This is a genomic window from Arthrobacter sp. B3I9, assembly GCF_030816935.1.
GTDB lineage: Bacteria > Actinomycetota > Actinomycetes > Actinomycetales > Micrococcaceae > Arthrobacter.
The window spans coordinates 3,484,472-3,507,750 of the sequence record NZ_JAUSYO010000001.1; the positions used below are offsets into that span (position 1 = coordinate 3,484,472).

The window sequence follows — 23,279 nt, forward strand, 5'->3', positions numbered from 1 at the left end:
GACCCTCGCCTGGGGAACAGCCGCCGACGTCGGCTCGAAGCCGAAGTCCGCGTGGTCCTTTGTCGACTTCGTCGCCTCCGACCTCGACGTCGCCGCGGCGTTCCTGGACCAGCCGCATCTGTCCTACTCGAACCGCAACCTGCTAGTCGCCGTGGACGCTTCTGGGAACGGTCGCGTCGTCGTCCGGATCCCGCTCACGAATCTTCAGCCCGGCAGCGTGGGATGGCAAGACGGGAGTCTCTGGTTCTCCTGGACGGCGCCGCGCAGCGCCGCCGGTGAGAACCCCAACTACCCGCAGCCCTATACCCGGGTGGTGCGCATCAACACGTCCACATGGAAGACCGCCAGCGAACTCCAGGTGTGGAACCCCGGCTATGTCTTCACGTACAGCGCTGTCGCTGAGCTCGAACAATGAGGTCGGGATCGCGGTGGCGTGGGGTGGCCCGAGGGACGAAGCAGCCACAGCGTACGGGATCCTCGGTGGCTTCGTCGTCTGGTACCAGGACGGATCCACCGCGACCGAAGGCCGGTGGGGCGACTTCCTCCGCACACACCGGTCCCAAGTGACTCCTGCCCACTTCGACGGGTTCGGCTACTTCACCACCAACGGGGGCAGCATCACGCAAAACCCCTACCACGTTCGGTACGGGCGCTAAGCGGAACCTCGGTCGCGGGCATATCCTGCAGGAAGACCTGTCGTTGACCAGTTCCCGGAGGAGACCATGGAAATGCCCAAAGCGTCCGACGCCGACAAGGAGCACTTCCGCTCAGTGCTCCCCGACCACCCCGAGGTGGTCATCAAGCCGATGTTCGGAAACCTCGGGGCGTTCATCAACGGCAACATGTTCGCCGGTCTGTTCGGCCCCACCATCGGCGTGAAGCTGGCCGCGGCCGACAAGGAAGAGCTCGAAAGCACCGAACGGACCGTGCCGTTCGGGCCGCCCGAACGCCCCATGGGCGGCTATACCGGGCTGCCGGAGATCTGGAACGCCGAGGGCGACGGCGATGAGGCCCGGGCCAAGGCTTGGGTGGAAAAGGCCTTCGAGCACGTGAGCACGCTGCCGCCCAAGGCTCCGAAATCCGCAGGCGCGCCGAAGGCCAAGGCCGCGAAGAAGTAGCCATGCGCTCCCCCGCCGCAGGACCGCACAACGAGGTCGACACCCTGGTGATCGGCGCGGGGCAGGCCGGCCTGGCCACGAGCTACTGGCTGACCCGGCACGGCGTCGAGCATCAACTGCTGGAGCAGCGGCCGGAACTGGGCGGCGCGTGGCAGGACCGCTGGAGCTCGTTCTACCTGAACACCCCGAACTTTGCGTTCCTGCTGCCCGGCTGGACCTACGACGGTCCGGAACCTGACGCGTTCCTGCCCCGCGACGCCGTGATCGAGCTGTTTAGGAACTATGCGCGGCGGATCATGGCGCCTGTGCTGCTGGGGACCGAGATCACGCGCGTAGCCGAAGCGGACAGCAGCTCCACTACACTGAGCGGCTTCGCCGTGGAAACCAGCAGGGGGAACTGGCTGGCACGGAACGTCGTCCTCGCGAACGGGGCCTACCAGCGGCCGCGGGTTCCGGCGTCGGCCGCTGAACTCCCCCGGCATATCCGCCAGCTGCACAGCCATGATTACCGGAACCCTGCGCAGCTGCCCGACGGCGCGGTGCTGGTGGTGGGGACCGGGCAGTCGGGCGGGCAGATCACCGAGGACCTGCTTGCCGCCGGCCGCGAGGTGCACTTGTCGGTGTCGGCCTGCCCCGAGGCGCCGCGGCGCTACCGCGGCCAGGACATCTTCTACTGGCTCCTGCAGGTCAACCTGCACGGGCCCCACCACGGCATCAACGGCCTGCAGGTGGAGCAGCTCCCTTCCCCCGCCGCACGGTTCCTGTGCAATCCACTCATCTCCGGCAACGACGGCGGGCACAGCATCCGCCTGCGCGATCTCGGCCGCCGGGGCGTCCGGCTGCACGGCCACTTCGAGGGAACGGACGACGGCGTCCTCGTCTTCAGCGACGACCTCCCGACCCGTCTCGCGCTGGCGGAGGCGGGGTTCGGGCAGCGGATGAAGGTGATTATTGACGCGTACATCGCCGCGGCCGGCATTGACGCACCCCCGGCGGAAACCGTGCCCGCCGACGAGTGGCTGCCGGTGGAACCAGGGGCCCGCCTCGGCCTCGACGCGGCGGGCATCACCTCCGTCATCTGGAGCACCGGTTACGGGCTGGACTTCGGCTTCCTGGACATCCCCGTGCTCGACCAGTGGAACTACCCGCGCCACTCCCGCGGCGTCACCGAGGTCCCCGGCCTCTACACCGTGGGACTCCCCTGGCTCACCCGGCACGCATCGTCAACGGTGGCACTGGTCGGGGCGGACGCGGAGTACGTCGCGGGGCACATCGCGGCGCGATGACCAATCAGGCTGCTATGAGGACTTATGGACATGACCTAGAGTTGGCGCACGTCCAATGCGAGGAAGCTGCGAGGTGCAAGTGTGAACGAGTACGAGGCCTCACTGGTCATAAGGTCCGGAGCGGAGCTCCTGTCTTCGGCTTCGTCTGATCCTCGCGCGGAGGAAGGTTACCCGGCGGTCAAGGCCAATATCTCGCAGGCACTGGAGCGCATAGCGGAAGCTCTTGCAAATTTTGAAGCCGGTTCGGGAGCGCCAAGCCGCTCAATCGGGTGGGTTCAGGACCTTCACCGCGTAGCGGACGATTTGATGGATCGACAGGGCTGAAAGACCGATGACAGCCAGCGGCCCTGACCTGGCACCTGCAGCCCGTTTTGATCGGGCTGTGCTGGTCTTCAATCCCGGCAAGCCTGGCATGGCCGCCAGGATCAACGAGCTGCGACGGGATCTGGCCGATGGAGTACCTGATCTGCAGGTTGATGTGCTGCCCACGGGCTTTGCCGGCCACGCGCGGGACCTTGCGCGGTCCGTGGCGGCCACAGGGTCCCCGCTCATTGTTTCAGTCAGCGGCGACGGCGGGTACAACGAGGTCGTGAACGGGGTGATGGACGTTCCAGGCAGCAAGGCGGTGTGCACCGTTGTCCCGGCAGGTAACGCCAACGACCATCACCGCAGCATGCCCGCACGACCGTTGCCTGAGGCGGTCCGGGACGACCCGGTCCGGCACATCGACCTGTTGCGCATTACCTTTGGAAAGGAACAGCCGGCACAGGTCCACTACGCCCACTCCTACATTGGTTTCGGACTTACGCCGCTGATGGCAATCGGAATCGAGAGCGGGGGGAAGGGCAAATTCCTCGAACTTGTGTCCGTCGCCCGCACACTCTCTCACCTGAGTCCGTTCGAGCTCGTCCGGGCAGACGGGGCCACCGCGCGCTTGGACAGCCTGATTCTGGCCAATATTTCGCGGATGGCAAAGTATGGGACTGTCAGCGAGTCTGTCGGCCCCGATGACGGCCGGTTCGAGGTTGTGACGCTCCCGCACTCCGGTCGCTGGAAGATGGCCCTGATGACTCTTCGGGCCGTGACCCTGGGACTCGGAAATCAACCAAGCGTCAGCAGCTACGCATTCACCACGCGGGACGCTGTCCCTTGCCAGATTGACGGCGAGGTCAGGCATCTTCCCGCCGCCGCCCATGTTCTTGTGGAAAGCGCGAAGGGCGCCCTGGCGGTTATCTGATGCAAGGTCGCCCTCGCGTGCCTCGAGGGATCCCGCTCGACGGCTTCGAGGGGTGCGTTAGGCGGGTACCTGTATGGTTCGAAGTCAGGAGCCTTTCGGTTCCGCTACAGGAGCAATCATGGCTGACAAATCCCCCCGCCAAGCAGCATCGAAGAAATCCGCCAAGACCATCAAGGAAAAACGCGCCGACAAGAAGGCCGCCTCGGGACCCTCCACCTCCGGAGACACGACCACCACCGCCAAGTCGGCAAGCTCCAAGAAGAAGTGACCAGTATGACCGATCACCTCACGCTCGGCGTGCTTTCCAGCACCCGAAAACCTGACGAGCGCCGCCTTCCGATACATCCCCTGCATTTGAAGCGCATCGCCCCCGAAATCCGGCAGCACCTGATTTTTGAGGAAGGCTACGGCGAGCGTTTCGGCGTTTCGGACTCCCATCTGGCACCGCTTGTGGGGCGCATCGCCCCGCGCGCGCAAGTGTTGGCGGAGGCCGACGTCGTCCTCCTGCCCAAACCGCAGCCCGAAGACCTCGCCGAACTCCGTGACGGGCAGGTCCTTTGGGGTTGGCCACACTGCGTCCAGGACCGGGCCATCACCCAGTTGGCAATCGACAAGAAACTCACGCTGATCGCCTTCGAAGCTATGAACCACTGGGCCAGCGACGGCGGATTCGGGCTGCACGTGTTCCACAAGAACAACGAACTGGCCGGTTACTGCTCGGTGCTGCATTCCCTGGCCCTGACCGGCTCCACCGGGGACTACGGCCGGAGACTCAGCGCCGTCGTCATCGGATTTGGCGCGACCGCCCGAGGTGCCGTCACCGCCCTTAACGCCCACGGCATCCATGATGTCCAGGTCCTGACCAACCGCGGGGTGGCCGCCGTGGGTTCGCCCATCCATTCGGTGCGGATTGTTCAGTTCGATCATGACCTCAAGGCGCCGTTCCTCAGTGAGGTCATCTCCGAACGCGGACGGGTCCCGCTGGCGCCGTTCCTGGCCGAAAGCGACATCGTGGTCAACTGCACCTTGCAAAACCCCAATGCACCCTTGACCTACCTGCGCACCGAGGACCTGGCCGCTTTCCGGCCCGGCAGCCTGATCGTGGATGTTTCCTGCGATGAGGGAATGGGCTTTAGCTGGGCCAAGACCACCACCTTCGCCGAGCCGATGTTCACGGTGGGTGACCACATCGATTACTACGCGGTGGACCACAGCCCCTCCTACCTTTGGAAGTCCTCCAGTTGGGAAATCAGTGAAGCCCTGCTGCCCTTCCTGGAAACCGTGATCACCGGCCCCACGGCCTGGACGGGAAACGAAACAATCCGCCGCGCTATCGAAATCCGCGAGGGCGTCATTCTGAACCAGGACGTGCTGCAGTTCCAGCAACGGGAGACGGCATACCCGCACTCCCAACTGCCCGCCTAGAAACTGGGTGTCCCTCTTCTTCATCGGGCCGCTGTGCCTTGGGGGTGGTGTCTACAATGTAGACTTTACTTGTAGACCAGATAATAGCAAGCTTGCGATCCCCAAAGGATCAGGCCTGTACTACGCAACAGGACGGTTCCACCATGACCCCCGCCGAGCCCACCCCCACCAGTGCCGCCTCACCGAAGGCGCGCTTGAGCAGGGACGTTGTCCTCTCAACCGCATTGAAGCTGGTGGACGCCGAGGGCTTGGAGGCCCTCACTATGCGTCGGTTGGGCCAGGAACTGGGGCGGGACCCCATGAGCCTTTACCGCTATGCAGCGAACCGCGCCGCCCTGCTGGACGGGGTCACCGAAATGGTGCTGAACGAGCTGGTGATCTTTCCTGATGACCCTGACTGGCAGGCACAGCTTCGTCGGATCGGACACGATCTCCGGTTATTGGCCCTGCGGCACCCCAATGTCGTGCCCCTCTTGGTCACCCGGCCACTGTCCACTCCCCTCGGAATGCGCCCACTGGGAACCCTTCGCCCGCTCGAACAGATACTGGCCCTGCTGATCGAGGCCGGCTTCACCCCCGCGGACGCGTTGCACGTCTACCGCGCCTATTACGGGTTCCTCTACGGACACATCCTGAACGAACTCCAGGAATACATCGTGGACCCGGAAGAAAACGAAGCCATCCTGCGCTTAGGCCTGCACCGCCTGCCGGCAAAAGACTTCCCCCACCTCCGGGCACTGGGTCAAGTCCTCGCCGATTATGACGGTGCCTCCGAGCTTGACCAAGGTCTCAGCATCCTGCTTTCCGGCCTGGCAGCCCAACTCTCATAAAAGTGGCCGCACCCTGCAGGTGCTTCCGAATGGCCTTGGCGTCTTTCAGGCTCTTCACAGGTATGGTTCCCGTTGCAAGAAACCGCTGACATGGATATCCAGCTGATAGTCCCCTTCTTGTGGATGTCGGGGCTGGTTTACGGGATGTTCTCTGCGCGCCTGCTGATAAGGACTTGCGCGGAGGCCTGAAGAATTGAAGGGTCCACGTGGTTACTGCCATGCGCGTATTTCTCCGTCCTGAGTCGCGAGATTACGGTCTCCACGGTGTCCTCATCGCTGAGCGCGCAGGCAGGTCCGGTGACGTCAGCTTCTGAACCACCCAGACTTTTCAGATACAGCATGAATTGTTCGGAGCTGGACTGTTTGGAGTTCATGCACCCTCCCTGAGGGTAGTTGCGCGGCATGTGCCGACACACCCAACACTAGGTCCGGCGGAGCGCATTGCACCTTGAGTTGCCAGGAAAACTTGTTCCTGTGGCTTTGTTCGTCCCGCCGTGAGTGTGTCAACTTCATTTAGGACCACTAGGACGGCTTGATTCAGGACCACTAGGGAGTGGATCGGCTTCCGAGTTCAGCTGCCGTTGGGCGGGCCAGCGCACACCCACTTCGACTGAAGACATGGGTCCTGAGGGGAAGTTCCCGGCCGTGCAGGTACGCGTCGACTTCGAAGAATTTGATGTTCCCTCCGATGCTGAAGTACTGCAACCACACGTCGTACGTGGTCAGTTCCGCATCGCGGGCTGCGTGTCAGGAGCTTCATTGCTGGATTTATTGATGCATGAGACGGCCTGCCTAGGCGTCTATAACCGGGGAATGGTTAATGCCCATGTCCCTACGAGAACACCCCTGGGAAACCGGAATAGCCCCAGCAGACACTGCTTACCATCAGGGTAGCTTCTAATCCTCATGGTAAGCCGAAAAAGATCTGTCTCAATGAGAGGATTGTGGGGTGAGGTTCCCCGCGGCAACCCGATCCTTTTGACACCGTCGATAAGAGGTCAATGCGGACCCCACCGTTGACATGATTATCACGCTTCCGTTTCCAAGCCGCACGAAGGATGCTGAGGTACCGGGTAGGGAGAGGACGGCGACATGGAACAGTACGACAGTGCAGGCGTGGGCGGGTCGGGGAAATCAGTTGATCGGATCAACGATTATGCTCGGGGCATCTTTGAGGCAACGTCGTCGGCGTACTCGCTGATGGATCTCGAGTACGTGATCCTCGCCGTGAATCCCGCGTTCGTCGACCTCGTGGGAATCCCCTCCGTTGATCTTGTTGGGCACCAAGCTTTCGAGGTGTTCGGCGAGAACCCGTCCCAGGCAGAGCAGGAACCGGCCAGGGTGATGCGCGAGTCGCTTGAGCGTGTGAAGAGAACCGGGCAGAGGGACAGCATGTTCCTTCATCGGTTCGACGTCCCTGATCCTGGGCGCCCCGGCGCGTTCCTGGAGCGGTACTGGAGCCCGGTCAATAATCCTGTTTTGGATGAGGAGGGTCATGTGGTCGCTTTCCTGCAAGAGGTACGCGACGTGACCGAGCACCGCGAGGATCTCGTCCGCCTCCTGGCTTACCTCAGTGCTGATCCGGATGTGTCTGACGCCGACCGGAAACAGCGCTTCACCGAGTACTCGGCAGCGACCATGGTGACATCGAGCCTTTATCACTCCGCGCGCAAAGAGGTGGAGCAACTGCAGGAAGCCATGAAGTCCCGGGCCGGCATCGAGCAGGCCAAGGGCATTCTCATGGCTCAGCACCGTTGCACCAGCGAAGAGGCCTTTTACCGACTGCAGACGATGTCCAGCAACACCAACGTCAAGCTAAGGGACGTTGCCGCCGCCGTCGTCTACCAGGCGGCAGCACCGCGCAGAGGCAGATAGCCACCACGCATTTTATCGCGGCGCTGGTCTAGCTGTACTGGTCAGGCAGGTTGGTTAAGCGGCTGATGGGCGGGCGGCCTCCGATTGCGGTGTGGGGCCTGTGGTGATTGTAGTGGTGCAGCCATGCCGGGAGCGCGTTTCTGCGGGCTGATTCGGAGGCGTAGAAGCGCTTGAAAGCCCACCCATCCGCGAGGGTCCGGTGGAACCGTTCGATCTTTCCATTGGTCTGCGGGCGGTAGGGGCGGGTCTTCTTGACCTTGATGTTCAGTTCCCGGCAGGTGTCCCGCCAGAGGTGGGATTTGTAGGCCGATCCGTTGTCGGAGAGAACCCGCTCAACGGTGGCGCCGCGGGCAGCGAACCAGGACACGGCCCGTTTCAGCACTCCCACGGCGGTGGCAGCTGTTTCGTCGCCATGGATCTCGGCGTAGGCGACCCGGGAGTGGTCATCGATGACGGTATGCACGTAAGCGGTGCCGATCAGCGGGTTGCGGTAGCTGCTATGCGGTTTGGCAGGGGTACTTGCCCGATTCCTGTTGCCTTCCAAGCGAGCCCGCCGCGAAGAGCTGCGGGAACAGAAGAAGGCCGAAGCCGAACTCGCCGCTGCCCGACAGAAGCTCGCAAAGGAACGTGCCATGCATCAGGCCATCCTTGAGGCGCTCATCGCCAACGGCGACCTCGAAGGCGCCGAACGCATGCGCACGAAAATCGCTGAAGACGAAGTGGCTCTGGCCGACGTCGAACGCCGCGCGGCGAACATTCGCGCCGGTTTCGTGTATGTGATCTCCAACATCGGCGCCCTCGGGGAGAACATGGTCAAGATCGGGATGACCCGGCGCCTCGAGCCCATGGACCGGGTCCACGAACTCGGCGACGCCTCCGTGCCATTCCGCTTTGACGTGCACGCCCTCTTCTACTCGGATGACGCCGTAGCCACCGAAGCCATGCTGCACCGGACGTTCGCTGAGCAGCGCGTCAACAAAGTCAACCTCCGCCGCGAATTCTTCCGCGTCACCCCCCCACGAAGTTCTGGAAGTGCTCAAGGAACACCACGTCGAACTCGTCGAATTCACTGAGCTGCCGGCCGCCGAGGAATTCCGCCTAAGCTCACCTGAGGCCGAAGCCTTGCCCGTATGAGGCAAGAGAGCCGAAGGGGCATGAGTGTGTGAAGCAGTCGAAAGTGCGGCATGGGGGCGCATAGTTAGACATGACACCTTTTGATTCCCGGACTTTCTACACGCGTGGCGACTCCTTCAGTGTTGGGGCTTCACGGGAACATGTCGAGCGGGCGCTCCTGGACTTTGGAGCGACCGACGTTCGTTTCAGTCAGCGCGGACACCTCAGTGCCATCGCGTTCAGGGCCTGCGGAAGGCAGTTCCGGATGGTCATCTCTTTGCCGCAGCCCGGTGGAACTCCTGCTGTCCGGGGTGACGTCGCCGATGTCCATGGCCGGGAGGTTGCAGCAAAAGTCCTGGAACTCGATACCCGTAGGTTCTGGCATGCCTTCGCCCTATCGACTGACGCCAAACTGACAGCGGTGGCAGCCGGTGTTGCGACGATCGAATCAGAATTCCTCGCCCATGTGGTCCTCCCCGGGAACCGTACCGTGATGGACGAGCTCGAACCGGTCATCGCGTCCGCCTACCGGTCCGGGCAACGTCCCACAATCAGCGATGCCGCTACACCGGGGGCCGATTAGGGTGCACCGCCCATGGGTGTCCGTTGACCGAACGCGGTGACTCGCCGGAGTTTCCGGACGACGACGGCGCACCCGCCTTGCGTGCCGTTGCTACAAGTAGTCTCCGGCTCGCTCGCGGGCGATCTCCAGCAGGGTGGAATGGAAGGCAACCTCTGCCGGGGCGTAGACCTTGTCCTGACGCTGGGCCAGCAGTACCCGCCGCAAGGGTGCGGCGGAGCCGAGGCTGATGACCCTGACGTCGGGGTGTTGGAGGGCGACGGCGGTTTTCGGCACCATGGCCACGCCCATGCCCACGCTCACCATCGCCTGGGCTTCCTGATAGTCGTTGGCCAGGAAGCCGATTGTCGGTTCGAATCCGGCTTCATGGGCAGAGCGCTGCAGCACCTCAACCACGGGGTGGGCCTCGGCCCGGACTATCCACGATTCCTTGCGGAGTTCTTCCATCCGGATCTCCTCGCGGTCGGCCAGCGGGTGCGCGCGGGATACGAGGAGGACCGTGCTTTCCTGGAAGACTTCCGTGATCCGGATGGAATCGTCATGAAAGCGATTCCAGGGGTAGTCCCAGAGCAGGCACAGCCCGGTAACTCCGGACTGCAGGTCCGCCACAAGGTCGTCGAAGCGCGCGCTGCGAACGGAGAGGCCAATTGCCGGGTACCTCTTCTTGAAGGCCCGGATAACAACCGGCAGGAACGAGCCGGCGAGAGTGGGAAATGTGCCTACGGTCAGGGAACCGCGTTTCAGGCCGGCGATCTGGTCCAGGTCGGACTGGGCGGCCCGCATCTGCCCGACGATCTTGCGGGCATGGCCGGCGAGGACCTGGCCCGCTTCGGTGGGGACTACTCCGCGGGAGCGGCGGTTCAGGAGCGGTTGTCCGACTTCCTGTTCGAGTTTGCGAAGCTGCTGCGAGACAGCGGAGGGCGTGTACATCATCAGCTCGGCTGCGGCAGTGATGGATCCCTGCTCTACGACCTCCACGAGTAGTGCGAGGCGCCGGATATCAAACAAATCCTGGTCCGCATCGTTAAGCAAAGCTTTACCCTTCTGTCGAATACGTTCATTCTATGCATTCGGCGCGTAATCGGCGGGAGCACGCCCATCAATTCGGCCTGTTTCGTCAGCAAGGACGGGCCCTGGAAGCCGACCACCGCAATGAATGAAGCAACGCTACAGTCCTCTTCATAAATCCAACCTTGTCTTCATTTGTGATCTGGCTCAATCTCGAATCAAGCCCATGAACACGTCGGGGCAGAAGCGAAGCAAGGAACGGACCATGAAGATCGAAGCGGAGTGGATGCGCGGAGGCACCAGCAAATGCTGGGTCTTCGAGACGGGGCAGCTGGCTGAAACCGGCACCAGCCCGGATGTACTGTTGCCCCGCCTGTTCGGCAGCCCCGACCACAGGCAGATCGACGGCGTAGGCGGCGCCACCTCAACCACCAGCAAGGCGATGATCCTTCACCGCCCCGCCGTCGACGACGTCGACGTCGAGTTCACCTTCGCCCAGGTGGGCATCGAAGAGGCCTCCGTGGACTGGGGCAGTAACTGCGGCAACTGCTCGGCGGTGGTCGGCCTGTACGCCATCGAAAAGGGCTGGGTGGTCCCCACCGGCGACGTCACCCGGATCGTCACCCGGAACACCAACACCGGCCAGATCATCATCCAGCGGGTGTCCACCCCGTCCGGTGCGCTGCCGATCGTTCCCCAGGCACAGATGCCGGGCGTGCCGTTCCCCGGATACCGGGTGGGGCTCGGCTTCCAGGACCCGGCCGGCAAAACCACCGGCAGGCTGCTTCCGACAGGATCAGCCACCGACGTGATCGTCGCCGGAGGAACCCGCTGGACCGTCTCCATGGTGGACGCCGGAGCCCCGGTGGTCATCCTGCGCGCCGAGGACCTTGGCCTTGACCCGGAACGCTACGGCAGCTGGCTCGCCGGGCTGGAGCTGCAACTGGACACCCTGGAACACATCCGCCGTCAGGCAGCAGTTCGTATGGGCCTCGCGACGACTCCCAGCGAAGCGGCCCGCGCCGTCCCCAAGGTCGCGATCGTGGCTGCACCGGCCCGGTCCGATGCGGAAAGCGATGTCAACGTCATGATGCTCTCGATGGGCAAGCCGCACCCGGCCCTGGCCATCACCGGAAGCATCGCACTGACCCTCGCAGCCCGTACCCCGGGAACCGTACTCAACGACATCACCGGCGGCACCGTTCACGCCACCCTGCGGCTGCGCACACCGGCCGGGGTCATCGAAACCTGGAGCGAGGAACGGGACGGGTCGCTGCTCGTCGGCGTGGACCGCACCGCCCGCACTATCGCTTCCACCACCATCCACCTCCCCGAGGCCCTCGGCAGCGCCGTCGACGCCTCACTTGCCAGCGCCACTCGATGAGGAGAGAGCATCATGACTAAGACCGCAGAAAAGGTCGCAGAACAGACCGCAGAACAGACCGTACCCAGCACCACCGCCGTCGAGCCCTCCGGGCGTCCCGACCGCCGCCGCCGTATCCTGCTGATGACGGTAGCCGCCATCACTATCATGGGTCTCGCCGCCCTCCTCTTCGGAGGTGTCCTCTTTAACCCCGCGGCCGCCTCTGAATCGGAGCCGACCATGACCGCCACCCAGATCATCCCGCTGGTCATCCTCGTGGTGATGTTCGTCGTCGCCACCAAATGGCCGCTCAACATCGGCATCATGGGACTGGTCGCATCCTTCGGCGTCGGCTACTTCATGCTCGGGATGAGTGACAAGGAAATCCTGGAGGATTTCCCGGCCAGCATCGTGCTGACGATCATCGGCGTCACCTACTTCTTCAGCATGGCCCAGCGGAACGGGTCCATCGACATCATCGTCCAGACCTGCGTGCGCCTGGTCAGGGGCAAGACAATGCTCCTTCCCTGGGTGTTCTTCCTCCTGGCTGCCGGGCTGACGGCACTGGGCACCTTCTCCCCGGCGGCAGTGGCACTGCTGGCACCGGCGGCCCTCGGACTTGCCTACGAATCCCGCATCCACCCGGTGCTCATGGGAGCCTTCGTCATCAACGGCGCCCACGCCGGCGGCTTCTCCCCGCTGTCCGTCGCCGGCGTGCTGGTGCACGACATCTCCGTGAAAAACGGATTCCCCATCTCGCAGGGCGCGCTGTTCACGGCCAGCTTCGCCCTCAACCTCATCCTGTCCGCCCTGACCATCGTGCTGTTCGGCCTCCTGGGCAAACTGCGTGACAAGCACGCCAACGAGTACGCAGGACTCGACACGCCCCGCTCCGGACGTCCCCAGGGCCAGCAGATCTTCACGCTGGCGCTGATCGCCGCGATCCTCGTGTGCACCCTGGGCTTCCACATGCCGATCGGCTTCGTCGCCCTCTCCGCCGGCCTCCTGCTGGCATTCGTCAACATCAAGGAACACAAATCGTTCATCGGCGGCGTTTCCTGGTCCACCGTCCTGCTCGTGGCAGGCATGATCACCTACGTCTCCCTGCTCCAGCACGTGGGCGTCATCGACACCCTTGCCGAGATGGCCCTGGCTCTGGGGGCGCCGCTGCTGATCGCCCTCGTCCTCTGCTACGTCATCGGCGTCGGATCCGCGTTCGCCTCCTCCACGGCATTGCTGACCGCGTTCATCCCCATGGCCGGTCCACTGCTGGCCACCAGCTCGCTGAGCGCCTCCGGAACCGTCGCAGCCCTCGCCATCGCGGCCACCGTCGTGGACGTATCGCCCTTCTCCACCGACGGCGCCCTCGTCGTGGCCAACGCCCGCGACAACGACCGCCAGCGCGTCTACCGCCAACTGATGATGTACGCCGGAGCAGTAGTTCTCGTGGCTCCCGCGCTGGCTTGGGCCCTGCTCGTACCCACCGGCATCATGTAACCTGCACGATCCAGCCCCCAAGCCAGCGTGGGCACCAAAGGCAGGACGGCTTTCAGAGCCGCCCTGCCTTTGGCTTGCCCATCTGCCCGGTCTCCTTCGCCGTCATTCTCATCCTCAACCTCGTCCGGCTCGCCCGGTTCGCCGCCGACATGCCCTAGGACTTTTTGGACCCGTGTCGGGCGTTCGGCTTCTTCACCTTCATTACGGGGTCGGTGGTGCTTATTTGGGCAGGGTTATGCCGAGCCGGGCCATGCGGCGGTAGATCGTGGCGCGGCCTAGCCCGAGTTCTGCCGCTGCGGCAGCAACGGTGATGCCGGGGCGGGACAGGCACCGGACGATCTCGTCGCGTTCGACGGCCTCTATCCGGCTGAGGTGGGGGCCTGGCCGTCCCACCAGGGTGGACGGCAGGTGCCGCACGTCGATGGTTTCGGCGAGGAGCGCCGCGGCCTGGACGGCACTGAAAAGTTCGTCGATGTTGCCGGGCCAGTGGTGGCTTGTCAGCAGACGCTCGGCGGCGCGGGTGAAGTCGACTTCACGAAGGCGTGCCTGGCGGGCGGCGTACCGGGCCAGCGGCAGAACGTCGTCGGCACGTTCGCGCAGTGCGGGGACCGGCACTACGGTGTCCACCAGGGGCAGCCAGCGGCTGCGGGACTGCGTCGAGGCCCTCTGCAGTGACCGCCCACGTGAGAGTCGGAGGCCCTCCTGCGGGCGGCGCCGGCAGCGATCGCAGCGCAGCGGCTACACGTGCGCGCAATTCCTCGGCCGCCCACGCGGGCAGGGAATGGACGTTCTCGATGATGACGGCGGTTCCCGGTTTGGACAACTCGGGCGTCCACAAGGACAGCCAGTAGTCGACTTCTGCGGGTGCGGGAACGGCCGCGCACAGGATCCGGATCCCGGGAAAGGCCTGACGAAGGGCCTGACCCAAGAGTGTGGAGCGTCCGGACCCATGCTCACCGACGGCGGCGACCACCCGGCCGGCGGCCAGCGCGTGCACCGCCTGATCGAGCGCTTCCGTCCATGCAGCTGACATGGCCCGCAGAGTCCCGGCCCCCGGTTCCAGTCGTCCACGCTGGACACGGTACACCCCACCCTTCGGCTCTGGTTTGGTCCGGTGTCCCTGCGACCGGGCGAGCATGAGCGCCGATGTGTTGCCCGCAGCGGATTGTGCCAGCGCCAGCAGGAGTTCGGGCGAGGACCGGGCCCAGGTAGTGATGTTGACGCTGCCTTCGAGGCGGCCTGTGACGGGGTCGAGGACGGGGACAGCGGCGCACGTGTAAGTGCGCAGGCTGGCGCTGTAGTGTTCCTCGGCCCGCACGAGGCTGGGCGTCCGGTCCGCGAGGGCCAGCCCCAGCCCGTTCGTTCCGGCCTCGCGCTCGGAGAACGCGAAACCGGGCGCCAGATGCACCTTGTCGAGCGCCCGCAGCAGCGAGCTGTCCCCGCTGAACCGGTTGAGGACTAGCCCCTCGGCGTCGGTGAGCATGAGGCTGACCGGTTCGTTCGCGAGAGTCCCATGGAGGCCGGCGAGCACCTCTTGTCCGCACTGGAAGAACAGCGAGTCGCTTGCGGCCGGACCGGCCCACGCCGGGTCGACGATCTCGGCCGAGACGCCGTACTCTTCGCTGCGCTGCCATGACGCGAGAAGACGCCTGGCAGCAGGGACGATCTGGCCGGCACCGGGCACGCCGGCCAGCTTTGCGAGCCCTTCGTCCTGGTTCGGCGCCATCGCCGTTCTCCTTTGCCTCGGTACGTCGAGAATAACGCCCCGGGGTCGGGAGCGGCCATCAGAGATGTCTCAAAATGAGACACACGCCACATGTTAGCGCCCTCCCCGCGGACCTAGCCTCGATGGTGTCGGGACTATGGCAGTCCTGAGAAGGAGACCAGACATGTACAGCAAAGAAGGCGAAAACTATTTCATCGTCGACGCCCACATCGCATTATGGGACGCCCGGCCGGAGAACCAGCGCAACATTCACGGCAAGCAATTCATCGATTGCTTCTACGACTACCACCGCAATCTCTCCCCCGCGGAAGAGCTCTGGACGTACGAGGAATACCTCTATCAGGGCGGACGACGTCTCATGAAGGACATTTTTGAGGACGGTTACGTCGACCACGCGATCTTCCAGCCGGCACATCTCGGCGAGTTCTATAACCGAGGCTTCGGACAGACTAAGGAGGCTTACGACCTCGCGGCAGCGAATCCGGACAAGCTCACCTACAACCACTGTTTCGATCCGCGCAACGGGGAAGCAGGCCTTGACCGGCTGCGTGCCGATCACGAAAAGATGGGGTTCAAGGGCGTCAAGCTCTACACGGCGGAATGGAACGGCGATTCACGCGGGTACAAGCTGTCGGACCCGTGGACCTACCGCTACTTCGAGGAATGCCGCAAACTCGGCATCAAGAACATCCACATCCACAAGGGTCCGACAATCCGCCCGCTCGACCGTGACGCTTTCGACGTCGCGGACGTGGACCACGCGGCGTCGGACTTCACCGATCTCAACTTTGTGGTCGAGCATGTCGGTCTGCCCCGGCTCGAAGACTTTTGCTGGATCGCCACCCAGGAGCCCAACGTTCACGGCGGCCTGGCCGTGGCGATGCCCTTCATGCACACGCGGCCGCGGTACTTCGCCCAGATCATCGGCGAGCTCATCTACTGGATTGGTGAGGACCGCATCCAGTTCTCCAGTGACTACGCCCTCTGGACGCCGCGCTGGCTGATTGAGAGGTTCGTTGACTTCCAGATTCCGGAGGACATGACCGAGTACGCACCCTTGACGGCGGTCCAGAAGAAGAAGATCCTGGGGCTCAACGCCGCGAAGATGTACGACATTCCGGTGCCTGCAGAGCTCCGGCTCCCGGATGCCGACGAGACGGCAACCGGGCCACGTCAGCCGGAGCGGGCCGATCTGGCGGCCAGCCAATGACTGCCACCCAGATCGAGCGTACGGGCCGGGCTGCCGCTTCGGTCAGCGAAGAGGACATCCGCCGGGCGCTGGGCGCAGTTTTCGATCCGGAACTCGACGAGCCGATCACCGACCTTGGATTTGTCCGCTCGGTGGCCGTCTCCCCTGGTCCGGAGGGGACGCAGGCTGTTGTCCACCTGCGGCTGCCCACATCGTTTTGTTCGCCTAATTTCGCCTACTTGATGGCGTCCGACGCCAAAGACGTCATTTCAGCGCTGGAAGGGGTGGACATGGTGGTCGTCGAGCTCGACGACCACCATGACTCCGATCTCATAAATGCCGGGTTGGCCGCTGATGCCGGCTACCGCGGAATCTTTCTGCACGAGGCCGAGGACAGCCTGGAAGAACTGCGGCAGACGTTCCGCCGGAAGGCGCACACGGCCGCTATGGAGCGCTGTCTCACGGACCTCCTGCGGAAGAATCCGGGTCTCGCGGAAGCGGACATGGGGACGGTGCGCCTCCGGGACCTTCCGGGAGGGAGGAACACAGATGCGCTGCTGCGCCGACGGGCGGCCCTCGGACTGCCCGGGGGCGCGGACTCAACGGTCCTGGTCAACCACGAGGGCCGCCCCTACCCGCCCGGGGATGTCCCCATGGCATTGCGCCGCGCCCGCGCGACTCGCATTTCCATTGACGGAAATGCCCACTTCTGCCGCGGCCTGCTGCGCACCCGGTACGAGGGCTCCGGCCCCGAACAGGCACCCCGGCCCGAGGGCGCCGAAGCCGCCGACCACCACAACCTGCTTCCGATTACAGTCAAGGAGATTCACCCATGAAGACCATGCGGGCCGTCCAGGTCGTTGGTTACCACCAAGAGCTCAAGATGGCCGAGGTGCCCGTTCCGGAGGCGACCGGCCCCTGGGACGTCGTCGTAAAAATTGGCGGCGCCGGCGTTTGCAGGACCGACCTGCACATTCTCGAGGGCCAGTGGGCCGAGAAATCCCAGGTCCACCTGCCCTACACGATCGGGCACGAAAACGCCGGCTGGGTGCACGAGGTCGGGAGCGCCGTCACCAACGTGAAGGAAGGAGACAAGGTCATCCTGCACCCGCTGGTCACCTGCGGGCTGTGCCGCGCCTGCCGCTCCGGCGACGACGTGCACTGCGAGGAAAGCAAATTCCCGGGCATCGACACCAGCGGCGGGTACGCCGAATACCTCCTGACGTCGGCCCGATCCGTCGTCAGAATCGACGACTCCCTGGAACCGGCCGACGTCGCCGCCCTGGCCGACGCCGGCCTGACCGCCTATCACGCGGCAGCCAAGGCGGCCACACGGCTGACAGCCAGGGACACCTGTGTGGTCATCGGTGCAGGAGGCCTGGGGCACATCGGAATCCAGGTTCTCAAGGCGCTCACCCCGGCCCGCATCGTCGTCGTCGACCGCAGCCCCGCCGCCCTCGACCTCGCCAGGGAAATCGGCGCGGACGAGGGGGTCCTCGCCGACGGGTCCCAGGTGGAGCAGGTACTTCAGCTCACCGGCGGCAAGGGCGCCGAGGCTCTCATCGACTTTGTCGGGGAAGGAGGGGCCACCGCCCAGGGCGTCGCAATGCTGCGGCAGGCAGGAAACTACTATGTCGTTGGCTACGGCGAGAACATCAGCGTTCCCACCATCGACCTTGTTTCTGCCGAAATCAACATCATCGGCAACCTGGTCGGCTCGTACAACGATCTGCAGGACCTCATGGCCCTTGCTGCCCGCGGGGCGGTCACCCTGCATACCCAGAAGTACGCGCTGAACGACTTCCAACAGGCGATCAGCGACCTGGACGCGGGCAAGGTCCGCGGCCGGGCCATCCTCGTGCCCTGACGGGGCCGCCCAGCTCGTCGGATTGGCTGTCAGGCGTGGATGGCGGCTAATCCACAGTTAGGACTGGGGGTGTGGCCGTCCCGCCTGTGTAAGGCGGGACGGCCACTCCTAGGGCAGCCGGTCCAGCCCCAAGAGTTTCTGCGGGGTATGCCAGAGGACATTTTTCATCCACTGGCTTCCGAGTCCCCAGCCTTCGAGTACCTGAATCTGGTGGCTGTAGGAGTAGGGAATCGACGGAAAATCCGTGCCGAGGACGACTTTGTCTGACAGTCCGGCGAGGGTGTCCAGGTATCCGGGCGGGATCGGGGCGACCTGTTCCATGTACGAGGTGCCGACCATGGTGGTGTCCAGGTACACGTGGGGATTGTTGGCTGCAAGGTCGGCGTACTCCCGGTACTCCGGCAGGCCTGCGTGCGCGATGATGAGCACCAGCGAGGGGTACCTCTTCACGAGTTCGCGTATGGGTCCAGGCCCGGTGAATTCCCCGGGGTGCGGACCGCTGCCGCAGTGAATGACCACCGGTGTACCGGAGTCCTCGACAAGTTCCCACGCGGGCGCGAGCTGGGGGTCCAAGGGTGAAAATCTACCCACCTGGATGTGCACCTTGAAGATCCGGGCGCCCTTTTTCAAGCTGTCCGCGACGACGGTACCCACGCCTGGCTCTGGGTAGAAAGTGGCAGAGTGGATGGCGTCAGGATGGGTCGAGGCGAACGCCGTCGAGTAGTCGTTGAGCCACTGCGCCATGCCGGGGCGGTGCGCATAGTTCAGGGTGGTGAAGGCCTTCACTCCCATATCCCGCAGCGTTCGCACCCGTTCCTCTTCCGTGCCCCGGTAGGTGATGGGCCATGCGGGAGCGCCGCTGTCCGCCACCCGGTCAAAGAACGCCCAGACCTTCTCCAGCACCTGGGAAGGCATGAAATGCACATGCAGATCAATAATCCCGGGCAAGCCCAGCGAGTCGAGGTACGGGCGGATCTCCGCGTCTGACCGCGGTACAAGTGCTACAGCCAAAAAGAACCTCCTGCTTTCCGCATCCCATGAGCACCAGAGCATCGTCAACCCCGATGAAGCCCGTCGGGGCAAGAGGCCTCCTGCGCAAGCGAGCCAGACCTTTGCCCTGCTAAGCATATGTGGGACGCCTACTGGGGATGCCCCTCTTCGGCCCCTTAACCCGCGTTCCGCTGGGATGGCTAATAAGGCCTGCTCGCGCTTAGATCCGGCCGGTTGGCGGCAGGATCAACCGGCGGATTGGCTGCCGTCATACCCCAGCGCACGGCTTGCTTCCAGGCCAGCGCGAGCCACCACGGGCCCCAGCCGCTCCACGTCGGCGGGCCCAATCCGCTGCGTCGGGAATCCCAGGCCCACTGCGCAGGCGAGCCGCCCCGCGTGGTCGAACACGGGTGCGCTGATGGAACCCACATCTTCGTTCCGTTCCCCGAAAGCCGCATAATACCCCTGCTCGCGCGCCACCGCCGCCTGCTGACGGAGCAGCTCCAAGGAGGCCGGCGTGTGGGGGGTAAAGCGGTCCAGTCCGTGTTCGTCCAGGGCGCCCCACGACTCGGGATCGTACGCCAAAAAAATCTTGCCCGGCGCTCCGGCATGAAGGGGCATGACCATGCCCACCATGAACGGCCGCATCACCACGTGGCGTGTCTCCGCAACGGCGATTATGGTCCGGAACGCACCATCCCGGACATACAGGCACGCCGTTTCACCGGTCTCGTCGCGCAGCTGCTGCAAGACAGGCTTCACCAGCCGGACCACGTCCAGCCCGAACGTTCCCGGGGTAGCCCAGCGGACCAGGCCGATGCCGATCCGGTACCGGTCGCCGTCGCGGTCCAAGAACCCCTCCCGCAGCATGTTTTGCACAAGCCGCTGGCAGGTACTGGACGGCAGGCCCGTCTTCCGGATGATCTGCTGCAAGGTCGGTTCCGGAGCCTCGACCGAAAAACAGTCCAGGATCTCCGCCACCTTGTGCAGCACCAGCAGGGGTGATGCCCCGTTGCCCGGCTCCGTCGCCACAGTTTCAACGTCCCTTCATTACTTTTCCGCTAGCAGCCTCCAGCCTAGTAAGCCGGAGGCAGCCGCCGGAACGTGACCCATTTGACATCGTACCCGAGTGACCCACATCATGGGAGCCGAACCCACCTTGTGGGTTTTGTCCCGAAGCCCCCGAGCACAACGACGTGGAGAAATCATGAGCACCCCCGACATCACCTGCGAAACCGCTCCGGAGCCCAAGCGCCCGGGCTCCTCCAGGGTGGGACTGATCGTCCCCAGCTCCAACACCACCATGGAGACGGAGCTCCCCGAGCTGTTCCGCCGCCAGGCAGAGGCAACCGGACACAGCTACACTTTCCACTCCGCCCGCGCCGGCATGAAGAAGGTCACCCGGGAAGAACTGCTGGCCATGGTGGGCAAGGCAGCTGGCTGCGCCGAGGCAGTCTCCGACGCCGATGTGGACGTCATCGCCTACGCCTGCCTGGTCGCCGTCATGGCCCAGGGTCCCGGAGCCCACGAGGGCTCGGAAAAAGTCATCGCCGACGCCGCCGCCGGCAACGGGCACCCCGCCCCGGTCACCAGCAGCGCCGGCGCCCTGGTCCGCACGCTGCAGGAAATCGGCGCGCTGAAGGTCGCCATGATCACCCCCTACATGAAGCCGCTCACCAAGATGGTGGTGGACTACATCGAAGGCTCCGGCATCACCGTACTGGACGCCATCAGCCTCGAGGTGGCGGACAACCTCGAGGTCGGCTGCCTCGATCCGCAGAACCTGCCCGCGCTTGCCCGCAGCCTCCAGCGCGAAGGCGCGGACGCCGTCGTGCTTTCCGCCTGCGTCCAGATGCCGTCGCTGGCTGCGGTCCAGGCAGTGGAGGACGAGCTCGGACTGCCGGTCATCACGGCGGCCACCGCCACCACGTACGAGATCCTCAAGGCACTCGGCCACCGGCCCGCCATCACCGGGGCCGGCAGCCTGCTGTCCGGCGCCGGCGTCCTCACCCCGGCGAGCTCCTAGGCGACCGGCACCATGTCCCTATCACTCATCGCGTTCCTGGTCCTGATAGCGGCCTTTGCCATCGGTTCGTTCACCAAGATCAACGCCGGCCTGCTGGCCACGGTCGCCGCGTTCGGCGTCGGAACCCTCCTGGCCGGCATGTCGATCAAGGACGTCATCGGACAGTTCCCCGCCGGGCTGTTCTTCATCCTGGTGGGCGCCACACTGCTGTTCGCCATCGTGCGGATCAACGGCACCATCGACCTGCTCGCTTACTGGGCTGAACGGCTCGCCGGCGACCGGAAAATCCTGGTCCCCATCCTGATGTTCCTGCTGACGGCGGCTCTGGCTTCGGCCGGCGCGTTCACCCCGGCCGCCATCGCGATCGTGGCCCCGGTGGGTCTGGCGCTGGGCATGCGGTTCGGCATCAGCAGCCTGGCCATGGGCCTGGTCATCGTGCAGGGCGCTAACGCCGGCGCCTTCTCGCCGGTCAACCCGTTCGGTGTACTGGCCAACAAAATGCTGGACGGGGCCGGAGCCTCGGACGATTCCTTCAAGCTCTACGCCTACTGCTTCGTTTTCAATGCCATCCTGGCCGCGATCGCCTACATTCTGGTGCAGGCCATCATGAAGCGGCGCGCGGCCAAGGCGGACCCAAATCACCAGGCAGGTGAGGCCAACGGCATGAAGTACGACGGCGGCGCTGCCGCTCCCGCTGGAAGCGGCACGGAAGGTCCGTCCGGCTCAGGTACGGCCGTGCTCACCGCCCCGGCTCCCACTTCTGTGGCTGCCGGGAGCGGCATGAAGACCGGCCCCGAGAAGGTAGCCGCAACGCCGATGCGGATCCTCACCCTGGTGGGCATCGCCTCCCTTCTGGTGCTCACCACTGTTCTGGGCCTGGACGTCGGAGTCGCTTCGCTGGTCATTGCCACCGTGCTGATCATGCTGGACTCGGGCGTGCAGAAGCCGGCAGTGGAAAGCATGCCATGGTCTGCGATTATTCTGGTGACTGGCATTGTCACCTACGTAGGCATGCTGGAAAAGATGGGTGCGCTGAAGGAACTGCAGGAAGGCATCGCCGGCCTGGGCAACAGCTCCCTTGCCGCCCTGATCACCAGCTATGTGGTGGCCATAGTCTCGGCCTTCGCCTCCACCACCGGCACCCTCGGCGTCATCAGCCCGGTGGTGGCACCTATCGCCATGGATCCCTTGCTCACCCCCATCGGGGTCATCACGGCCATCGCCATCAGCTCGTCGGTGGTTGACGTGAGCCCGATGTCCACCAGCGGCGCCCTGCTGATGGCGAGCGCGCAGCCCAAGGACGAGCGGATGTTCTTCCGGGCCCTGCTGCTCTGGGCCATCGCGATGATCGGCGTGGTGCCGCTCCTCGTGTGGTTCGTGTTCGTGCAGCTGGGCCTCGGCTGATCACCGAACAAAGCTGATCACCGTACAAAGCGGAAGGGGGTGTCCTGCATGGCAGGGCATCCCTTTCCCTTTCTTAACGCCGCCTGGCTCCCGCCAGACGGCGGCCCGGCTCCCGGCGGTTTCAGGCCTTCGGGCGGAAAGACCCCGGCCAGTCCTTGAGCCGGATTCGTTTGAGCTCCTGGATGGTGCCCAGCGTGCCCCACTCGTCCCGGCCCAGCCGGGTCAGCGGCTTCAGAAGTTCAATCCGCGGGTGGCTGCCGTCCAGAACCGCGTCACTCACGGCAGCGTGCGTCACTTCGCCGAAGACCAGGCTGGAGTCTCCCATCGGCAGGACCGAGTGGAGACGGCATTCGAGTACCGCCAGCGACTCCTTGACCCGCGGCGCACCCACGGTGAGGCTCGGCTCCCGTGTGAGGCCGGCGGCGTCAAATTCGCTGACATCAGGCGGAAAGTTGGTCCCGGTGGCGTTGACCTCCTCCATCAGCGTGGTCGGGGCGAGGTTCACCACAAACTCTCCGGACGCGGTGATGTTGCGGAGTGAATCCTTCTCCCCCACCGAGGTGAACTGCACGATGGGCGGATTTGTGGACGCGACGGTGAAAAACGAGTGCGGGGCAAGGTTGTCGACGCCCTCCGGCGAGACACTCGATACCCAGGCGATGGGCCGGGGCACCACCACCGCGGTGAGCAGCCGGTAGAAATCGCGGGCGGACGTGGCAGCGGGATCGAAATCAGTGCGCATGCT

26 protein-coding genes and 1 pseudogene are annotated in these 23,279 nt (G+C 64.4%); 18 read left to right on the forward strand and 9 right to left on the reverse strand.

Going from position 1 to position 23,279, the window contains the following annotated elements:
- The first annotated feature begins 151 nt into the window (after positions 1–151).
- The 8 genes from QFZ65_RS16095 to QFZ65_RS16130 all read left to right on the forward strand — a co-directional run bounded on the left by QFZ65_RS16095 (position 152) and on the right by QFZ65_RS16130 (position 5,896).
- Positions 152–415, forward strand: coding sequence for a hypothetical protein (locus tag QFZ65_RS16095; protein ID WP_306911725.1), 264 nt, complete (start codon positions 152–154; stop codon positions 413–415).
- Positions 375–656, forward strand: a complete 282-nt coding sequence (locus QFZ65_RS16100) for a hypothetical protein (protein WP_306911727.1) — start codon at positions 375–377, stop codon at positions 654–656. Before QFZ65_RS16095 ends, QFZ65_RS16100 begins: the two co-directional genes overlap by 41 nt.
- A 66-nt stretch (positions 657–722) precedes the next feature.
- Positions 723–1,118: a TfoX/Sxy family protein gene (locus QFZ65_RS16105; protein ID WP_306911728.1), complete on the forward strand. Its 396-nt coding sequence runs from the start codon at positions 723–725 to the stop codon at positions 1,116–1,118.
- A gap of 2 nt (positions 1,119–1,120) precedes the next feature.
- Positions 1,121–2,404 carry an NAD(P)/FAD-dependent oxidoreductase gene (locus QFZ65_RS16110; protein ID WP_306911729.1) on the forward strand — a complete coding sequence of 428 codons (1,284 nt, stop codon included), beginning with the start codon at positions 1,121–1,123 and terminating at the stop codon, positions 2,402–2,404.
- 331 nt (positions 2,405–2,735) lie between these two features.
- On the forward strand, positions 2,736–3,641 hold the full coding sequence (locus tag QFZ65_RS16115; RefSeq protein WP_306911731.1) for a diacylglycerol kinase family protein: 906 nt from the start codon (positions 2,736–2,738) through the stop codon (positions 3,639–3,641).
- Positions 3,642–3,759: 118 nt separating this feature from the next.
- Positions 3,760–3,909, forward strand: a complete 150-nt coding sequence (locus QFZ65_RS16120) for a hypothetical protein (protein ID WP_306911732.1) — start codon at positions 3,760–3,762, stop codon at positions 3,907–3,909.
- A 5-nt stretch (positions 3,910–3,914) separates the two neighbouring features.
- Complete coding sequence (locus QFZ65_RS16125; protein WP_373427605.1) at positions 3,915–5,066, forward strand: N(5)-(carboxyethyl)ornithine synthase; 1,152 nt, start codon at positions 3,915–3,917, stop codon at positions 5,064–5,066.
- Positions 5,067–5,209: 143 nt separating this feature from the next.
- The gene (locus tag QFZ65_RS16130; protein ID WP_306911736.1) at positions 5,210–5,896 is read left to right on the forward strand and encodes a TetR/AcrR family transcriptional regulator C-terminal domain-containing protein; all 687 of its coding nucleotides are present in this window, start codon (positions 5,210–5,212) and stop codon (positions 5,894–5,896) included.
- A 137-nt stretch (positions 5,897–6,033) separates the two neighbouring features.
- Here the strand turns inward: QFZ65_RS16130 and QFZ65_RS16135 are convergent, their stop codons facing one another.
- A complete protein-coding gene (locus QFZ65_RS16135; RefSeq protein WP_306911737.1) occupies positions 6,034–6,270 on the reverse strand; it encodes a hypothetical protein in 237 nt (78 codons plus the stop codon).
- 718 nt (positions 6,271–6,988) lie between these two features.
- Between QFZ65_RS16135 and QFZ65_RS16140 the strand changes: the two genes are divergently transcribed.
- Complete coding sequence (locus tag QFZ65_RS16140) at positions 6,989–7,771, forward strand: ANTAR domain-containing protein (protein WP_306911738.1); 783 nt, start codon at positions 6,989–6,991, stop codon at positions 7,769–7,771.
- 28 nt (positions 7,772–7,799) lie between these two features.
- Here QFZ65_RS16140 and QFZ65_RS16145 read toward each other — a convergent pair.
- Positions 7,800–8,318: pseudogene (locus tag QFZ65_RS16145) on the reverse strand (integrase core domain-containing protein); the annotation flags it as partial.
- 277 nt (positions 8,319–8,595) lie between these two features.
- Here QFZ65_RS16145 and QFZ65_RS16150 point away from each other — a divergent pair.
- The gene (locus QFZ65_RS16150; RefSeq protein WP_306912616.1) at positions 8,596–8,844 is read left to right on the forward strand and encodes a GIY-YIG nuclease family protein; all 249 of its coding nucleotides are present in this window, start codon (positions 8,596–8,598) and stop codon (positions 8,842–8,844) included.
- Between the two features lie 191 nt (positions 8,845–9,035).
- Here QFZ65_RS16150 and QFZ65_RS16155 read toward each other — a convergent pair whose 3' ends face one another.
- Positions 9,036–9,269 (reverse strand): hypothetical protein, encoded by a 234-nt coding sequence (locus tag QFZ65_RS16155; RefSeq protein ID WP_306911740.1) that lies wholly within the window; start codon positions 9,267–9,269, stop codon positions 9,036–9,038.
- A 36-nt stretch (positions 9,270–9,305) separates the two neighbouring features.
- Here QFZ65_RS16155 and QFZ65_RS16160 point away from each other — a divergent pair, with 36 nt between their 5' ends.
- Complete coding sequence (locus QFZ65_RS16160) at positions 9,306–9,467, forward strand: hypothetical protein (RefSeq protein WP_306911742.1); 162 nt, start codon at positions 9,306–9,308, stop codon at positions 9,465–9,467.
- Between the two features lie 90 nt (positions 9,468–9,557).
- Here the strand turns inward: QFZ65_RS16160 and QFZ65_RS16165 are convergent, their stop codons facing one another.
- Complete coding sequence (locus QFZ65_RS16165) at positions 9,558–10,496, reverse strand: LysR family transcriptional regulator (RefSeq protein WP_306911744.1); 939 nt, start codon at positions 10,494–10,496, stop codon at positions 9,558–9,560.
- A 241-nt stretch (positions 10,497–10,737) separates the two neighbouring features.
- Here QFZ65_RS16165 and QFZ65_RS16170 point away from each other — a divergent pair, with 241 nt between their 5' ends.
- Positions 10,738–11,856, forward strand: coding sequence for a PrpF domain-containing protein (locus QFZ65_RS16170; RefSeq protein ID WP_306911746.1), 1,119 nt, complete (start codon positions 10,738–10,740; stop codon positions 11,854–11,856).
- A 12-nt stretch (positions 11,857–11,868) separates the two neighbouring features.
- Positions 11,869–13,332, forward strand: coding sequence for an SLC13 family permease (locus QFZ65_RS16175; RefSeq protein WP_306911748.1), 1,464 nt, complete (start codon positions 11,869–11,871; stop codon positions 13,330–13,332).
- Positions 13,333–13,551: 219 nt separating this feature from the next.
- Here the strand turns inward: QFZ65_RS16175 and QFZ65_RS16180 are convergent, their stop codons facing one another.
- Both QFZ65_RS16180 and QFZ65_RS16185 read right to left on the reverse strand, forming a co-directional pair.
- Complete coding sequence (locus QFZ65_RS16180; protein WP_306911750.1) at positions 13,552–13,947, reverse strand: helix-turn-helix domain-containing protein; 396 nt, start codon at positions 13,945–13,947, stop codon at positions 13,552–13,554.
- Entirely contained in the window at positions 13,865–15,058 is a 1,194-nt protein-coding gene (locus tag QFZ65_RS16185) for a GAF domain-containing protein (RefSeq protein WP_306911752.1), read from the reverse strand. The genes QFZ65_RS16180 and QFZ65_RS16185 overlap by 83 nt, the downstream gene beginning before the upstream one ends.
- A gap of 163 nt (positions 15,059–15,221) precedes the next feature.
- Here QFZ65_RS16185 and QFZ65_RS16190 point away from each other — a divergent pair, with 163 nt between their 5' ends.
- From QFZ65_RS16190 to QFZ65_RS16200, 3 genes are read left to right on the forward strand one after another with little or no spacing between them, the layout of a single operon-like run.
- Complete coding sequence (locus QFZ65_RS16190) at positions 15,222–16,268, forward strand: amidohydrolase family protein (RefSeq protein WP_306911754.1); 1,047 nt, start codon at positions 15,222–15,224, stop codon at positions 16,266–16,268.
- Complete coding sequence (locus QFZ65_RS16195) at positions 16,265–17,083, forward strand: metal-sulfur cluster assembly factor (RefSeq protein ID WP_306911756.1); 819 nt, start codon at positions 16,265–16,267, stop codon at positions 17,081–17,083. The genes QFZ65_RS16190 and QFZ65_RS16195 overlap by 4 nt, the downstream gene beginning before the upstream one ends.
- A complete protein-coding gene (locus QFZ65_RS16200) occupies positions 17,080–18,114 on the forward strand; it encodes an NAD(P)-dependent alcohol dehydrogenase (protein ID WP_306911757.1) in 1,035 nt (344 codons plus the stop codon). Before QFZ65_RS16195 ends, QFZ65_RS16200 begins: the two co-directional genes overlap by 4 nt.
- Before the next feature lie 108 nt (positions 18,115–18,222).
- On the opposite strand, the gene QFZ65_RS16205 is transcribed toward QFZ65_RS16200, so the two are convergent.
- Positions 18,223–19,125 carry an amidohydrolase family protein gene (locus QFZ65_RS16205; protein WP_306911758.1) on the reverse strand — a complete coding sequence of 301 codons (903 nt, stop codon included), beginning with the start codon at positions 19,123–19,125 and terminating at the stop codon, positions 18,223–18,225.
- A 225-nt stretch (positions 19,126–19,350) separates the two neighbouring features.
- Complete coding sequence (locus tag QFZ65_RS16210; protein ID WP_306911760.1) at positions 19,351–20,136, reverse strand: IclR family transcriptional regulator; 786 nt, start codon at positions 20,134–20,136, stop codon at positions 19,351–19,353.
- Positions 20,137–20,311: 175 nt separating this feature from the next.
- Between QFZ65_RS16210 and QFZ65_RS16215 the strand changes: the two genes are divergently transcribed.
- Positions 20,312–21,130 (forward strand): Asp/Glu racemase, encoded by an 819-nt coding sequence (locus QFZ65_RS16215; RefSeq protein ID WP_306911762.1) that lies wholly within the window; start codon positions 20,312–20,314, stop codon positions 21,128–21,130.
- Between the two features lie 12 nt (positions 21,131–21,142).
- Positions 21,143–22,534: an SLC13 family permease gene (locus tag QFZ65_RS16220; protein ID WP_306911763.1), complete on the forward strand. Its 1,392-nt coding sequence runs from the start codon at positions 21,143–21,145 to the stop codon at positions 22,532–22,534.
- 121 nt (positions 22,535–22,655) lie between these two features.
- Here the strand turns inward: QFZ65_RS16220 and QFZ65_RS16225 are convergent, their stop codons facing one another.
- Complete coding sequence (locus tag QFZ65_RS16225; RefSeq protein WP_306911764.1) at positions 22,656–23,276, reverse strand: flavin reductase family protein; 621 nt, start codon at positions 23,274–23,276, stop codon at positions 22,656–22,658.
- Positions 23,277–23,279: the final 3 nt, after the last annotated feature.

Excerpts from the sequence above, each read along its gene's own strand:
- QFZ65_RS16100 (WP_306911727.1), top strand. The coding sequence starts at position 375 with ATGTCTTCACGTACAGCGCTGTCGCTGAGCTCGAACAATGAGGTCGGG.
- QFZ65_RS16105 (WP_306911728.1), top strand. The coding sequence starts at position 723 with ATGGAAATGCCCAAAGCGTCCGACGCCGACAAGGAGCACTTCCGCTCA.
- QFZ65_RS16110 (WP_306911729.1), top strand. The coding sequence starts at position 1,121 with ATGCGCTCCCCCGCCGCAGGACCGCACAACGAGGTCGACACCCTGGTG.
- QFZ65_RS16115 (WP_306911731.1), top strand. The coding sequence starts at position 2,736 with ATGACAGCCAGCGGCCCTGACCTGGCACCTGCAGCCCGTTTTGATCGG.
- QFZ65_RS16120 (WP_306911732.1), top strand. The coding sequence starts at position 3,760 with ATGGCTGACAAATCCCCCCGCCAAGCAGCATCGAAGAAATCCGCCAAG.
- QFZ65_RS16125 (WP_373427605.1), top strand. The coding sequence starts at position 3,915 with ATGACCGATCACCTCACGCTCGGCGTGCTTTCCAGCACCCGAAAACCT.
- QFZ65_RS16130 (WP_306911736.1), top strand. The coding sequence starts at position 5,210 with ATGACCCCCGCCGAGCCCACCCCCACCAGTGCCGCCTCACCGAAGGCG.
- QFZ65_RS16135 (WP_306911737.1), bottom strand. The coding sequence starts at position 6,270 with ATGAACTCCAAACAGTCCAGCTCCGAACAATTCATGCTGTATCTGAAA.
- QFZ65_RS16140 (WP_306911738.1), top strand. The coding sequence starts at position 6,989 with ATGGAACAGTACGACAGTGCAGGCGTGGGCGGGTCGGGGAAATCAGTT.
- QFZ65_RS16150 (WP_306912616.1), top strand. The coding sequence starts at position 8,596 with ATGACCCGGCGCCTCGAGCCCATGGACCGGGTCCACGAACTCGGCGAC.
- QFZ65_RS16155 (WP_306911740.1), bottom strand. The coding sequence starts at position 9,269 with ATGCCAGAACCTACGGGTATCGAGTTCCAGGACTTTTGCTGCAACCTC.
- QFZ65_RS16170 (WP_306911746.1), top strand. The coding sequence starts at position 10,738 with ATGAAGATCGAAGCGGAGTGGATGCGCGGAGGCACCAGCAAATGCTGG.
- QFZ65_RS16175 (WP_306911748.1), top strand. The coding sequence starts at position 11,869 with ATGACTAAGACCGCAGAAAAGGTCGCAGAACAGACCGCAGAACAGACC.
- QFZ65_RS16185 (WP_306911752.1), bottom strand. The coding sequence starts at position 15,058 with ATGGCGCCGAACCAGGACGAAGGGCTCGCAAAGCTGGCCGGCGTGCCC.
- QFZ65_RS16190 (WP_306911754.1), top strand. The coding sequence starts at position 15,222 with ATGTACAGCAAAGAAGGCGAAAACTATTTCATCGTCGACGCCCACATC.
- QFZ65_RS16195 (WP_306911756.1), top strand. The coding sequence starts at position 16,265 with ATGACTGCCACCCAGATCGAGCGTACGGGCCGGGCTGCCGCTTCGGTC.
- QFZ65_RS16200 (WP_306911757.1), top strand. The coding sequence starts at position 17,080 with ATGAAGACCATGCGGGCCGTCCAGGTCGTTGGTTACCACCAAGAGCTC.
- QFZ65_RS16215 (WP_306911762.1), top strand. The coding sequence starts at position 20,312 with ATGAGCACCCCCGACATCACCTGCGAAACCGCTCCGGAGCCCAAGCGC.
- QFZ65_RS16220 (WP_306911763.1), top strand. The coding sequence starts at position 21,143 with ATGTCCCTATCACTCATCGCGTTCCTGGTCCTGATAGCGGCCTTTGCC.
- QFZ65_RS16225 (WP_306911764.1), bottom strand. The coding sequence starts at position 23,276 with ATGCGCACTGATTTCGATCCCGCTGCCACGTCCGCCCGCGATTTCTAC.